The sequence below is a fragment of the Cyanobium sp. N5-Cardenillas genome (genome assembly GCF_024345515.1).
Classification (GTDB): domain Bacteria; phylum Cyanobacteriota; class Cyanobacteriia; order PCC-6307; family Cyanobiaceae; genus Cyanobium.
In genome coordinates this window covers 1-12,149 of record NZ_JAGQBG010000081.1, presented here as the reverse complement: position 1 = coordinate 12,149, position 12,149 = coordinate 1, and the positions used below count along the sequence as shown (strand labels likewise).

At 66.9% G+C, this 12,149-nt stretch carries 11 protein-coding genes; 10 read left to right on the top strand and 1 reads right to left on the bottom strand.

The window, feature by feature from the left end; translation table 11 throughout:
* Positions 1–219: 219 nt before the first annotated feature.
* On the top strand, positions 220–1,026 hold the full coding sequence (locus KBZ04_RS08230) for an SDR family NAD(P)-dependent oxidoreductase (RefSeq protein ID WP_254991468.1): 807 nt from the start codon (positions 220–222) through the stop codon (positions 1,024–1,026).
* A 38-nt stretch (positions 1,027–1,064) separates the two neighbouring features.
* Here the strand turns inward: KBZ04_RS08230 and KBZ04_RS08225 are convergent, their stop codons facing one another.
* Positions 1,065–2,480, bottom strand: coding sequence for an NAD(P)/FAD-dependent oxidoreductase (locus KBZ04_RS08225; protein WP_254991467.1), 1,416 nt, complete (start codon positions 2,478–2,480; stop codon positions 1,065–1,067).
* Between the two features lie 98 nt (positions 2,481–2,578).
* Here KBZ04_RS08225 and KBZ04_RS08220 point away from each other — a divergent pair, with 98 nt between their 5' ends.
* From KBZ04_RS08220 to KBZ04_RS08180, 9 genes are all read left to right on the top strand, one after another.
* On the top strand, positions 2,579–2,833 hold the full coding sequence (locus tag KBZ04_RS08220; RefSeq protein ID WP_254991466.1) for a Nif11-like leader peptide family natural product precursor: 255 nt from the start codon (positions 2,579–2,581) through the stop codon (positions 2,831–2,833).
* A 100-nt stretch (positions 2,834–2,933) separates the two neighbouring features.
* Complete coding sequence (locus KBZ04_RS08215; protein ID WP_254944904.1) at positions 2,934–3,431, top strand: DUF2231 domain-containing protein; 498 nt, start codon at positions 2,934–2,936, stop codon at positions 3,429–3,431.
* Complete coding sequence (locus KBZ04_RS08210) at positions 3,431–4,054, top strand: DUF2231 domain-containing protein (protein ID WP_254991465.1); 624 nt, start codon at positions 3,431–3,433, stop codon at positions 4,052–4,054. The genes KBZ04_RS08215 and KBZ04_RS08210 overlap by 1 nt, the downstream gene beginning before the upstream one ends.
* Before the next feature lie 12 nt (positions 4,055–4,066).
* Positions 4,067–5,005: a cytochrome c oxidase subunit II gene (locus KBZ04_RS08205; protein WP_254991464.1), complete on the top strand. Its 939-nt coding sequence runs from the start codon at positions 4,067–4,069 to the stop codon at positions 5,003–5,005.
* 4 nt (positions 5,006–5,009) lie between these two features.
* Positions 5,010–6,680 (top strand): cbb3-type cytochrome c oxidase subunit I, encoded by a 1,671-nt coding sequence (locus tag KBZ04_RS08200; RefSeq protein ID WP_254991462.1) that lies wholly within the window; start codon positions 5,010–5,012, stop codon positions 6,678–6,680.
* Positions 6,677–7,279 carry a heme-copper oxidase subunit III gene (locus tag KBZ04_RS08195; protein ID WP_254991461.1) on the top strand — a complete coding sequence of 201 codons (603 nt, stop codon included), beginning with the start codon at positions 6,677–6,679 and terminating at the stop codon, positions 7,277–7,279. Before KBZ04_RS08200 ends, KBZ04_RS08195 begins: the two co-directional genes overlap by 4 nt.
* A gap of 3 nt (positions 7,280–7,282) precedes the next feature.
* Positions 7,283–8,797, top strand: a complete 1,515-nt coding sequence (locus tag KBZ04_RS08190) for a GMC oxidoreductase (RefSeq protein WP_254991460.1) — start codon at positions 7,283–7,285, stop codon at positions 8,795–8,797.
* A 59-nt stretch (positions 8,798–8,856) separates the two neighbouring features.
* On the top strand, positions 8,857–11,517 hold the full coding sequence (locus KBZ04_RS08185) for an MGH1-like glycoside hydrolase domain-containing protein (protein WP_254991469.1): 2,661 nt from the start codon (positions 8,857–8,859) through the stop codon (positions 11,515–11,517).
* Positions 11,514–12,149: FAD-dependent oxidoreductase (locus tag KBZ04_RS08180; protein WP_409995952.1), on the top strand; the 636-nt coding region annotated here is incomplete at its 3' end. The genes KBZ04_RS08185 and KBZ04_RS08180, both read left to right, overlap by 4 nt.

Here is a 12,149-nt window from a genome sequence, read left to right as displayed (position 1 = left end):
TGCTGTTCCCGTCCGGCTCCTGCAACGCATCGCCGTCCATCGGGCTGGTTCCGCTCAGTTCCGCATCAGACTAGGGGCCCTAAGGGGTGATGCCATGCCCCCTGCATCTTGGTGATGAGTTTCCGATGCTGACACCATTCATACGGCGGGCCTGATCGGTGGTCGTCCCTAGGATGGGCCCGTGGATGTCCCACCACATTCCTTTGCTGGCCCCACCCGATGACGAGCTCCAACCCCCTGGCCGGCAAGGCCCTCTCCACCCTGCTGCAGGGCAAGGTCGCCATCGTCACCGGTGGCAACAGCGGCATCGGCAAATCGATCGTGGAGTATCTCGCCGAACTCGGCGCCAAGGTGGTGATCGATTACCGCTCCCATCCCGAAGCCACCGAAGAGCTCGAGCGTGAAATCGGCGCCTATGGCGGCAGCAGCTTCGGGGTTCAGGCCGATGTGGGCAAGCTCGATGACCTGCAGCGGCTGGTGGACGCCACCGTGGCGAAATACGGTCGGCTCGATGTGATGATCAACAACGCCGGCATTGAAACCCGCACGTCGATCCTCACCACCACCCCGGACAACTTCGACAAGGTGCTGGATGTCAACCTGCGCGGCGTCTTCTTCGCCACCCAGTTCGCCGCCAAACAGATGATCGCCCAGGGGGGCGGCGGCCGCATCATCAACATCTCCTCGGTGCACGAGGACTGGCCGATGCCCGACAACACCCCCTACTGCTGCGCCAAGGGCGGCGTGCGCATGCTCACCCGCACCGCGGCCCTGGAGCTGGCGCCCCACGGAATCACCATCGTCAATGTGGGCCCCGGCGCCGTGGCCACACCGATCAACGATTCCACGATGAACAATCCCGAGCTGCTGGCCAAGCTCAACGCCGCCATCCCGATGGGCCGCATGGCCCAGCCGGAGGAGATCGCCAAGGTGGTGGGCTTCCTGGCCAGCGACGCCGCCAGCTACATCACCGCCACCACGATCTTCGCCGATGGGGGCCTGATGCACAGCAGCCCGGGCCTCTGAGTGTTGGGGCCAGCGGGGCTGGCCTGGTGCCGCCCCGCTCAGGCCGCCGCTGGCTCCGCCAGGCTGTCACGCTCCCGTTCCGCCCGCTCCAGACCCACCTCCACACCCATGTGCTGATCGGAGCGGCCGGTGATCAGGAGGCTGGCGCTCTGGTTGGTGGCAATCATCCACAGCCACTTGGTGAGCAGGGTGATGCGATTTTCGTTGTCCGGCATGAAGGCCAGGTGGGCCAGGCCCCAGAGCAACCACCCGAGGGGCCCGGTGAACTTGAGGCCCCGCAGGTCGGCGACGGCGCAGAGGGGACCGATGACCGCCATGCTGCCGAAGTCGAACCAGCGGAAGGGGGGCTGCCGCTGTCCCTTCAGCTGGGCCAGCAGATCCAGAGCGACCCAGCCGCCCATTTGCACCGCCGGTCCGGCCATGCCCGGCAGGGGCTTGCCATCGATGGTGTGGGTGTAGGTGCAGAGATCGCCCACGATCCGGATCTCGGGATGGCCGGCAATCGAGAAGTCAGGCTCCACCACCACCCGCCCGCCGCGGTCGACCGCACAGCCTGTGCGATCCGCCAGCAATCTGCCGAGGTGGGAGGCGCGCACCCCGGCGCTCCAACAGATGGTGGCCGCCTCCAGCACCCGCTCGGCGGGGGCTCCCGGCGGCGGCGACTTGAAGGCCACCGTGAGGCGGCCCGCCTCGATGCTCTGCACCCGTCCACCAAGGACCAGCTCGACGCCACGGGAACCCAGATAATCGGCCGCCGCCTTGGACAACACCGGGTCCATGGCACGCAGCACCCGATCACCGGGATCCACGAGCACCACCCGACAAACCCGGGGATCAAGATGTCGGAAATCGCGGCGTGAGGCGTGGCGCATCAATTCGTTGATCGACCCCGCCAGCTCGCAACCGGAAGGGCCACCACCCACCACCACCACGGACTGCAGGAAGCGGCAACGGTCTGGGTCTGGCGTCTGCTCCGCTTCCTCGAGGGCCGACAGGAGACGTCGCCGGATCTCGTCGGCATGCTCGAGGATCTTCATCGGCGGAGCCAGTTCGCGCCATTCCTCGTGGCCGAAGTAGGTGCTTCCAGAGCCGGTGGCGAGAATCAGGCTGTCGTAGCGCAGGCGGCGATCGTTGAAGACCACCTCCCGGGCGGTGGGGTCGAGATCGACGACCTCCCCGAGCAGCACCTGCACGTTGGCCGCCTTGGCCAGCATCTGCCGCAAGGGCGTGGCCACATCCGCCTCGGACACCAGGCCGGAAGCCACCTGATACAGCAGCGGCTGAAAGAGATTGAAATTGCGCTTGTCCACCAGCGTCACCCGCACCGGCTTTCCGGCAAGCCGGTGGGCCGCCTTGAGGCCGGCGAAACCGCCACCCACGATCACCACGTGGGGCCAGCGTTTCATCTCGGCGTCGCTGGGCTCCAGCTCAAGGAAGAAGCGTTCCTTCGCCATCGGCGCGGCCAACAGGATTAGGTTCAAACTAGGGGCAATTGGCAGACCCGCGAGCACTGCCCTGCGAGGATGCAGAAATCCTCACTCGCTCTCTCCCCGTGTCGCTCTCCGCCTTGCAGGCCTTCGTCAGCAGCGTCTCCGCCGATGGGCAGCTGCGCCAGAAACTCCACGCTGCGGCCGGTCTCGACGACGTCGTGGACCTGGCCAGCAGCAACGGCCACAACTTCAGCAAGGCCACCCTGCTCAAGGCCCATGCAGCCTCCGTCAGCAGCGCCCCGGACCACCAGCTCGAGGCGATCAACAGCTGGGGTGACGCCCTGATGCAGGCCTTCGGCGCCAGCGACAAGGATTGAAGGTCGGGATATGGTGACAATCCTGTAGCAAAAGCTCACAGACCCAGGCCAGCCGCCGGGGTCTGGCCAAGGTGAAGGAGCCCACCGTGGCCGGTGCCCGATGCAGCAACTGCTGCCAGCCCTCAATGATCACAACCTGCCCTGGATGGACACCCTCCATCCGATCGTGGTCCACTTCGTCATCGCCATGGCGGTCATCAGCGTGGTCTTCGATCTCATCGGCGTTGTGCTGCGCCGACCGAATCTGTTTGAAGTCAGCTTCTGGAACCTGCTGTTCGCCACAGGAGCCATCTTCGTGGCGATCATCTTCGGCCAGGTGGAAGCGGGCCTGGCTGATCCTTACGGCGCCTCGCGCTCGATCCTCAACCTGCACAGCACCCTGGGCTGGTCCCTGGCCGGCATCCTCTCGGTGCTCACCGGCTGGCGCTATGTGTTGCGCAACCGCGACCCCGAGACCCTGCCGCTGCCCTTCCTGGCCGCCGGCGGGGTGCTGGCCGCGCTGGTGGTGGTGCAGGTCACCCTGGGCAACCAGCTGATCTGGGTCTACGGCCTGCACACGGTGCCGGTGGTGGCCGCCGGCCGGGCCGGGCTGATCTGATGGCCTCCTCCGTGCTCCCTGCCGAGGCCCCGATCCAGCAGCTGGGCGACTGGCTGGGGCCCAACGACCTGCCCTACAGCCTGCCGATCCATCCGAATCTGGTTCATTTCACGATCGGCCTGTTCGTGATCGCCATCGCCTTCGACGTCGTCGGTGCCCTTTACCCGATCGAGAAGCGGGTGTTCCGCTTCCTGGCCCTGCCGATCACCCGGGCCGGCTTCCACGACGTGGGCTGGTACAACCTGCTGGCCTGCGCCGTCGTCAGTTTCTTCACCGTGGCGGCGGGCTTCTTCGAGATGCTGCTGGCGGTGCCCCTACCCGGCGTCACCAGCAGCATCGGCCTCCAGGGCATGGAAACCATGCTCTGGCACGGCGTCGGCGGGGTGGCGATCCTGCTGGCGATCATCGCCATGACGGTCTGGCGCGGCTACCAGCGCTTTGTGTGGCGCCGGGACATGGGCCGGCAGGTGCAGTGGCTCTACCTGCTGGTGGGCCTGGCCCTGTTCCTGGTGATCGGGCTTCACGGCACCCTCGGCGCCGAACTGGCGGCCGAATTCGGCGTCCACATCACCGCCGACCAGCTCCTGGCCAGCGGAGCCGACCTCCGCACCGCCCTTCCCTAGGGCCCCCTCCCCATGACCTCCTCCACCCCACGCGGCCCCGGCCCCATCGCCCTGGCGGCCCTGGCCGTCTGGATCGGCCTGCTGGCCCTGATCAGCGTCTGGATGGCCGGCGCCTCCCTGCGCTGGCTGCCGGTGCAGGCCTCCAATGCCGCCCCCCTGGTGGACGGCCTGTTCAGCTTCGAGACCGGCGTCGGCACCTTCGTGTTTCTGGGGGTGATCTCGGTGATGGCCTGGGTGATGCTCGTGCACCGCGCCGAGAAGTACGACGAAAGCGATGCGGAGCCGATCGAGGGCAACACCCGTCTCGAGGTGATCTGGACCGCCATCCCCTTCGTGCTGGTGATGGCCATCGCCTGGTACGCCATCCAGATCAACACCGAACTGGGGGTGCTGGGGCCGATGGAGCACATCCATCTGCGCAGTCCCCAGGAGCAGCAGGGGGGGTACCCCGGCGACCGGCTGCCGGCGGAGCAGGTGGAGGTGGTCGCCCGGCAGTGGTCATGGGAATTCCGCTATCCCGGCGAGCACGTCTCCAGCACCGAGCTGCACCTGGAGCTGGATCGGCCGGTCACCTTCCGCCTGGTCTCCGAGGACGTGCTGCACGGCTTCTTCATCCCGGCCTTCCGGCTCAAGCAGGACGTGATCCCTGGCCGGGCGATCGATTTCAGCCTCACCCCCACCCGCCTCGGGCGCTACCGCCTGCGCGACTCCCAGTTCAGCGGCACCTGGTTCGCCGCCAACCAGGCCGATGTGGTGGTCGAGACCGCCGAAGACCATGCCGCCTGGCTGAAGCAGGCCGCCGCCGCCCCCCTGCAGCGCGGCCTCAGCGTCGCGGCCGACGAGTACGCCGACCGCCAGACCAACCCCCACGGCGGCTGGCCCACGGTGGTGCCGGCCCCGCCGCCCCAGGTGAACGCTCCCGGTTCCAGCTCCCTTCCCCACGACGCCTGAGGCCATGACCAGCACCGCCCTCTCCCCCGAACCGCCCGCCTCCTGGCGGCGTTACTTCGGCTTCAGCACCGACGCCAAGGTGATCGGCATTCAGTACATCGTGGTGGCCTTCTTCTTCTTCCTGGTGGGTGGCCTGCTGGCCATGATCATGCGGGGCGAGCTGATCACGCCTGAGGCCGATCTGGTGGATCGCACCGTGTACAACGGCCTCTACACGATGCACGGAACGATCATGCTGTTCCTGTTCATCTTTCCGGTGCTAAACGGGCTCAACAACCTGCTGATTCCCACCATGATCGGCGCCCCCGACATGGCCTTCCCGCGGCTCAACACCGCCGCCTTCTGGCTGGTGCCGGTGTTCGGCATCCTGCTGATCGCCAGCTTCTTCGTGCCCAGTGGCCCGGCCACCTCCGGCTGGTGGTCGTACCCGCCGGTGAGCCTCCAGAACCCCCTGGGCCACCTGATCAACGGCGAGTTCCTCTGGGTGCTGGCCGTGGCCCTCTCCGGCGTCTCCTCGATCATGGGGGCGGTGAACTTCGTCACCACGATCCTGCGGATGCGGGCTCCGGGCATGGGCTTCTTCCGCATGCCCGTGTTCTGCTGGACGGCGCTTGCCGCCCAGACCCTGCAGCTGATCGGCCTGCCCGCCCTCACCGGCGGCGCCGTGATGCTGCTGCTCGATCTGAGCGTCGGCACCTCGTTCTACAGGCCCGAAGGGGGCGGCGATCCGGTGCTTTATCAGCACTTCTTCTGGTTCTATTCCCACCCGGCGGTGTACGTGATCATCCTGCCGGTGTTCGGCATCTTTTCGGAGCTGTTCCCCGTCTATTCGCGCAAGCCGCTGTTCGGCTACGTCTACGTGTGCCTGGCATCGTTCATCATCGTTGGCCTGGGGCTGATCGTCTGGGTGCACCACATGTTCCCCAGTGGCGTGACCCAGTGGATGCGCAATCTGTTCATGGTCACCACCATGCTGATCGCCGTGCCCACCGGGGTGAAGGTGTTCGCCTGGCTGGGCACCATGTGGAACGGCAAGATCCGGCTCACCACCCCGATGCTGTTCTGCATGGGCGGCCTGTTCAACTTCGTCTTCGCCGGCATCACCGGCATCATGCTGGCCACCGTGCCCATCGACATTCACGTCAGCAACACCTATTTCGTGGTGGGTCACTTCCACTACGTGATCTATGGCGCGGCCGTCATGGGTGTGTTCGCCGCCATCTACCACTGGTTTCCCAAGTTCACCGGCCGCATGCCCTACGAGGGCCTCGGCAAGCTGCACTTCCTGCTCACCTTCGTCGGCGCCAACCTCAACTTTCTGCCCATGCACCCCCTTGGCCTGATGGGCATGCCCCGGCGGGTCTCCTCCTACGACCCGGAGTTCGCCTTCTGGAACGTGCTGGCCAGCCTGGGGGCCTTCCTGTTGGGGGTCTCGATCATCCCCTTCCTGCTCAACATGATCAGCTCCTGGGCCCGGGGGCCCAGGGCGACGCACAACCCCTGGAACGCCATCGGCCTGGAGTGGCTGCTGCCGTCACCCCCGGCGGAGGACAACTTCGGTGAGCACGTCCCCACCGTGATCAGCCGCCCCTACGGCTACGGCACCGGTGAACCGCTGGTGGAGCACCAGGCCGAGATCGAACGCGCACTCACCCTTCAGGAGGCCAACCGATGAGCAGCACACCCGTCCCCCCCGCCAGCCCGTCCGGGGCCTACGGCGAGGGCCAGCACGCCAACCACAACCTCACGGGCTTCATCATCTTTCTGTGCTCCGAAAGCGTCATCTTTCTGGCGTTCTTCAGTGGCTACGCACTCCTGCGCCTCTCCGCCCTCGACTGGCTGCCCGCCGGCGTGGACGGCCTGGAATGGCGGATGCCGCTGATCAACACGGTGGTGCTGGTGTCCAGCTCCTTCACGATGGTGGTGGCCGAGCATTTCAAGGGCAAGGGGAAGATCTGGCTGTTCCGGGGCTTCTGGCTGCTGACCATGGCCATGGGGGCCTATTTCCTCTACGGCCAGGCGGTGGAATGGAGCGGCCTCACGTTCGGTTTCACCTCCGGCACCTTCGGTGGCACCTTCTATCTGCTCACCGGCTTCCATGGCCTGCACGTGCTCACCGGCATCCTGCTGATGGGCCTGATGCTGGTCAAATCCTTCGTCCCCGGTAATTACGCCGGTGGGGAAGAAGGCGTCATCGCCACGTCCCTGTTCTGGCACTTCGTGGATGTGATCTGGATCATCCTGTTCGTGCTGCTCTATGTCTGGAGAGCCTGAACCATGATCATTGACGACACCCACTACGACGTGATCCTGATCGGCAGCGGCGCCGGTGGCGGCACCCTGGCCGCCGCCCTTGCCGATGGGGGCCACACGGTGCTGGTGCTGGAACGCGGTGGCGTCATGCCCCAGGCCGACCAGAACCTGGCCGAGGTGGGGCTGTTCCGCAGGCCGCGCTACCACCCCGAGGAGAAATGGTTCGGCACCGACGGCGATCCCTTCTCCCCCCAGATGGTGCATGCCGTCGGCGGCAACACCAAGATCTGGGGCGGCGTGCTCGAACGCATGCGCGAGCAGGAGTTCCTTGGCGTGCCCCTGCAGGAGGGTCCCTCGCCCGACTGGGAGCTGCGCTACGCCGACCTGGCCCCCTGGTACGACCAGGCGGAATCGCTCTACCGCGTGCACGGCGTGGCCGGCGCCGACCCCACCGCCCCTGAGCGCAACAGTGCCTATCCCGCCGCACCGCGACCGGTGGAGCCCTTCCTGGTGGAGCTGCGGGCCGCGCTCGAACGCCAGGGCCTGCATCCCTACGACCTGCCGCTGAGCTGGTCCGATTCAGCGGTCGATCCCACCGGGGATGCCGAGCTGTTCGGCGTGGATCCGGCGCGGACCAGCGGCAGGGTCACGGTCAAGGAGCACGCCCGGGTGATGCAGCTGCATGTCAACCCGTCGGGCCAGGAGGTGCGCGGCGTTGAGGTGGAGATCGACCACCAGCGCTGGCTGTTCCGCGGCCACCAGGTGGTGCTGGCCGCCGGGGCCATCGGCACGCCGGAGATCCTGCTGCGCTCCGCCACCGACCACCACGCCCGTGGCCTGGCCAACGGCTCCGACCAGGTGGGCCGCAATCTGATGAAGCCCCAACTCACCTCGATCCTGCAGCTGGCAGCCGCCCCCAATTCGGGCCGCTACAGCCGCGGCCATGGCCTCACCGACTTCTACTGGGGCGACAAGAACGTCGACTTTCCCCTCGGCTCGATCCAGAGCGGCGGCGGGGTGCTCCAGGACGCCCTGTTCGCCGAATCGCCGCCGGTGCTCTCCCTGGTGACCCGCCTGCTGCCGGATTTCGGCCTTGAGCAGCTGGCCGCCCGCTCGATCACCTGGTGGGCGATGAGCGCCGTGCGCCCCGATCCCCACAACCGCGTCGCCCTGCGGGGCAACCTGCTGCAGATCCATTACACGGCCAACAACCGGGAAGCCCACGACCGGCTCGTCTACCGCTGGATTGACTGCCTCAAAGCCGTGGAGGCCGATCCCCTGACCCTGGTGGCCAAGGCCGCCCCCACCCACCCCCGCGGCGAAGCGCCCCTGCCGGTGATCGGCGGCGCCTGCGGCACCTGCCGCATGGGCTCGGATCCGGCCACTTCGGTGGTGGATCTGCAGGGCCGCAGCCACGAGGTGCACAACCTCTGGATCGTCGATGCCAGCGTGCTGCCCTTCTGCCCGTCGGTGGGGGTGGGGCTCACGGTGATCGCCAACGCCCTGCGCATCGGCGCCGCCCTCAAGGCCGCCCTGTGACCACCAGCGTCCCTGGCCGCGACGCGATTGACGCCCTCACGCCGTCGGAAACCCGGCGCATGGCCGAGCGCGACCACGGCCTCGCCCCCTGGAGCCTGTGGGGCAGCTACCTGAGCGAGCGCCAGTGGGGCACCGTGCGCGAGGACTACTCCGCCGACGGGGACGCCTGGAGCTCCTTCCCCCACGACCACGCCCGCTCCCGCGTCTACCGCTGGGGCGAAGACGGCCTGCTGGGCCTCTGCGACGACCAGTGCCGCCTCTGCTTCTCGCTGGCCCTCTGGAACGGCGCCGATCCGATCCTCAAGGAACGGCCCTTCGGGCTCGGCAACCCCGAGGGAAACCACGGCGAGGATCTCAAGGACTACTTCTTTCATCTCGCCAACACTCCCACCCACAGCTTCATGCGGGGGCTGTACAAGTACCCCCAGCGGGCCTTCCCCTACCAGGAACTGCTGGCGGAAAATGGTCGCCGCGGCCGTGATCAGCCCGAGTACGAACTGATCGATACGGGGATCTTCAACGAAAGCCGCTATTTCGATGTCGCCATCGACTACGCCAAGGCTGGACCGGAGGACCTGCTGATCCGCCTGCGGATCACCAACCGCGGCCCCGAATCAGCACCGCTCACCCTGTTGCCAACCCTGTGGCTGCGCAACACCTGGCGCTGGGGCTATCCCGATGAAGTCGAACACCAGATCCGCCCCATCGCCGGCGCCGGAGATGCCGCCAGCGGCCCTGGGGTGGTCACCGATGCCATCCCCCACCTGGGGGTGTATCAGCTCGACTGCGAGGAACCCGGCCGCTGGATCTTCACCGACAACGAAACCAACAGCGAGCGGCTCTGGGGCCAGCCCAACGCCACCGCCTTCCAGAAGGACGGCTTCCATCGCCATGTGGTCGAAAGCGAAGCCGGGGCGGTGAATCCGGCCCTGCAGGGCAGCAAGGCGGGCCGGCTGCTGCAGCGCACCCTGGCCGCCGGCGAGGAGTGGGTGGTGGAGTTGCGCCTGCACCGCGTCGACGGCCCTGCGCCGGCCCCTGCACTGGACGAGAACGCCGTCGCGGCCCTGTTCGCCGAGCGCGAACGGGAGTGGTTGGAATACTTCGAGCATCGCGTTCCCGGCCTGTCCGAGGACGACCGGCGCATCCACCTGGCCGGCACCGCCGGGCTGCTGTGGTGCAAGAAGTATTACGGCTGGAGCGTGATGCGCTGGCTTGAAGGCGACCCGACCGGCACGCCCCCTCCGGCCCAGCGGCGTCACACCCAGAACGCGTACTGGGAGCGGCTGCACGCCCACGACGTGATCTCGATGCCGGATTGCTGGGAGTACCCCTACTTCTGCCAGTGGGACCTGATGTTCCATGCCGTGGCTTTCGCGATCTTCGATCCGGCGACCGCCAAGGAGCAGTGCATGCTGCTGCGCAAGCCCCACTACACCGCTCCCAACGCCCAGACCCCCGCCTACGAATGGGCCCTGTCCGATCCCAATCCACCGATCGGCGCCTGGGCGGCGATGCGCATCTATCAGATTGATCGCAAGAACTCCGACACCGCCGACCTGGCCTTCCTGCGGGCGGCCCTGCGCAAGCTGATCCTGGAGTACGGCTGGTGGGCGAACCGCAACGACCGCTCCGGCGACAACGTGTTCGAGGGGGGATTCCTGGGCCTCGACAACATCGCCGTGTTCGATCGGCGCTTCCCCCTGGCCGACGGCAGCATCATCGAGCAGTGCGACGGCACCGCATGGATGGCCTCGCTCAGTCTCAATCTGCTGGAAATCGCCGTGGAGCTGAGCCGCGAAGAGCCGGAGTACGCCGACATCTGCGAGCGCTTCGTGGTGGATTTCGTGCAGCTGGCCATCGGCCTCAACAATCCTGCCGGCCGCGACTACCTCAACTGGGACGAGGAGGACGGCTTCTATTACGACGTGATCAAACGGCCCGACGGCAGCGTCGACTACCTGCGCACCCGCTCGCTCTCGGGCCTGGTGCCGCTGCTGGCGGTGCAGAGCTTCGACATCGACACCGTGGCACGGTTACCGATGCTGGATGTCACCCGCACCCTGGCCTGGTTCACCCACGAGCGCACCACGCCCTCCTGGATGGTGCAGAACCTGGGGATCTGGCACAACGACCGGGTGCTGTTCACCCTGGTGCCCAGGGAGCGCCTGCAGCGCCTCTGCGAGCGACTGTTTGACGAGGAGGAGTTTCTCTCCCCCTACGGCATCCGCTCCCTTTCCAAAGTGTACGAACAGCACCCCTACACCTACACCGAAGGCAGCGAGAGCCAGACCCTCACCTACAGCCCGGCCGACAGTCCGGTGGCGATGTTCGGAGGCAACTCCAACTGGCGCGGGCCGGTGTGGATGCCGATGAACTTCCTGCTGATCGAATCGCTGCAGAAGTTCGCCCACTTCTATGACGACAGCTTCAAGGTGGAGTTCCCCACCCGCTCCGGCCACTGGATCACGCTCTGGGAGGCCTCCCTGGAGCTGGAGAAACGGCTGGTGGATCTGTTCCGTCGCAACGGCGAAGGCCGCCGTCCCTTCAATGGCGGCGTGGAGCTGTTCCAGAGCGATCCCCACTGGCGCGATCTGATCCTGTTCAACGAATACTTCCACGGCGACAATGGCAGCGGCGTCGGTGCCTCCCATCAGACCGGCTGGAGCGCCATGGTCTGCAAGATGCTCAACCAGCTCAACCGCTACACCCCCCCGTCATGAGCTCCCCGTCCCACAGCGCACAGATCGCCAATCCGAGTGTGCACACCTCGCCCCTGCCGGAGCCGGCCCAGCTGCAGGTGAGCCACGGGGCCCACTTTGATGTGGTGATCATCGGCAGCGGCGCCGGCGGCGGCACCCTGGCCCGCCACCTGGCCCCCACCGGCCTGAAGGTGCTGGTGCTGGAGCGGGGCGACTGGCTGCCCCAGGAGCCCCAGAACTGGGACGCCGAGGCGGTGTTCCAGCAGAACCGCTATGTGTCGAAGGATCCCTGGCTCGACAAGCACGGCAAGCCCTTCCAGCCCGGCAGCCATTACTTCGTCGGCGGCGCCACCAAGATGTATGGCGCTGCCCATTTCCGCCTGCGCCAGCAGGACTTCGAGCAGCTCGCCCACTTCGATGGCACGTCGCCGGCCTGGCCCCTGCGCTACGCCGATTTCGAGCCCTGGTATCAGAGGGCCGAGGAGATGTACCACGTGCACGGCCAGCGCGGTGAGGATCCCACCGAGCCGCCCTGCAGCGGCCCCTACCCCCATCCGCCGGTGGCCCATGAGCCGCGGATGCAGAAACTCGTCGACGACCTGCGCTCCGCCGGGCTTCACCCGTTCCATGCCCCCAGCGGCGTCCAGCTCGAT

Coding starts and splice junctions, on each gene's coding strand:
- KBZ04_RS08210 (WP_254991465.1), top strand. CDS start 3,431: ATGGCCTCCTCCGTGCTCCCTGCCGAGGCCCCGATCCAGCAGCTGGGC.
- KBZ04_RS08195 (WP_254991461.1), top strand. CDS start 6,677: ATGAGCAGCACACCCGTCCCCCCCGCCAGCCCGTCCGGGGCCTACGGC.
- KBZ04_RS08205 (WP_254991464.1), top strand. CDS start 4,067: ATGACCTCCTCCACCCCACGCGGCCCCGGCCCCATCGCCCTGGCGGCC.
- KBZ04_RS08225 (WP_254991467.1), bottom strand. CDS start 2,480: ATGGCGAAGGAACGCTTCTTCCTTGAGCTGGAGCCCAGCGACGCCGAG.
- KBZ04_RS08200 (WP_254991462.1), top strand. CDS start 5,010: ATGACCAGCACCGCCCTCTCCCCCGAACCGCCCGCCTCCTGGCGGCGT.
- KBZ04_RS08185 (WP_254991469.1), top strand. CDS start 8,857: ATGGCCGAGCGCGACCACGGCCTCGCCCCCTGGAGCCTGTGGGGCAGC.
- KBZ04_RS08230 (WP_254991468.1), top strand. CDS start 220: ATGACGAGCTCCAACCCCCTGGCCGGCAAGGCCCTCTCCACCCTGCTG.
- KBZ04_RS08190 (WP_254991460.1), top strand. CDS start 7,283: ATGATCATTGACGACACCCACTACGACGTGATCCTGATCGGCAGCGGC.
- KBZ04_RS08215 (WP_254944904.1), top strand. CDS start 2,934: ATGCAGCAACTGCTGCCAGCCCTCAATGATCACAACCTGCCCTGGATG.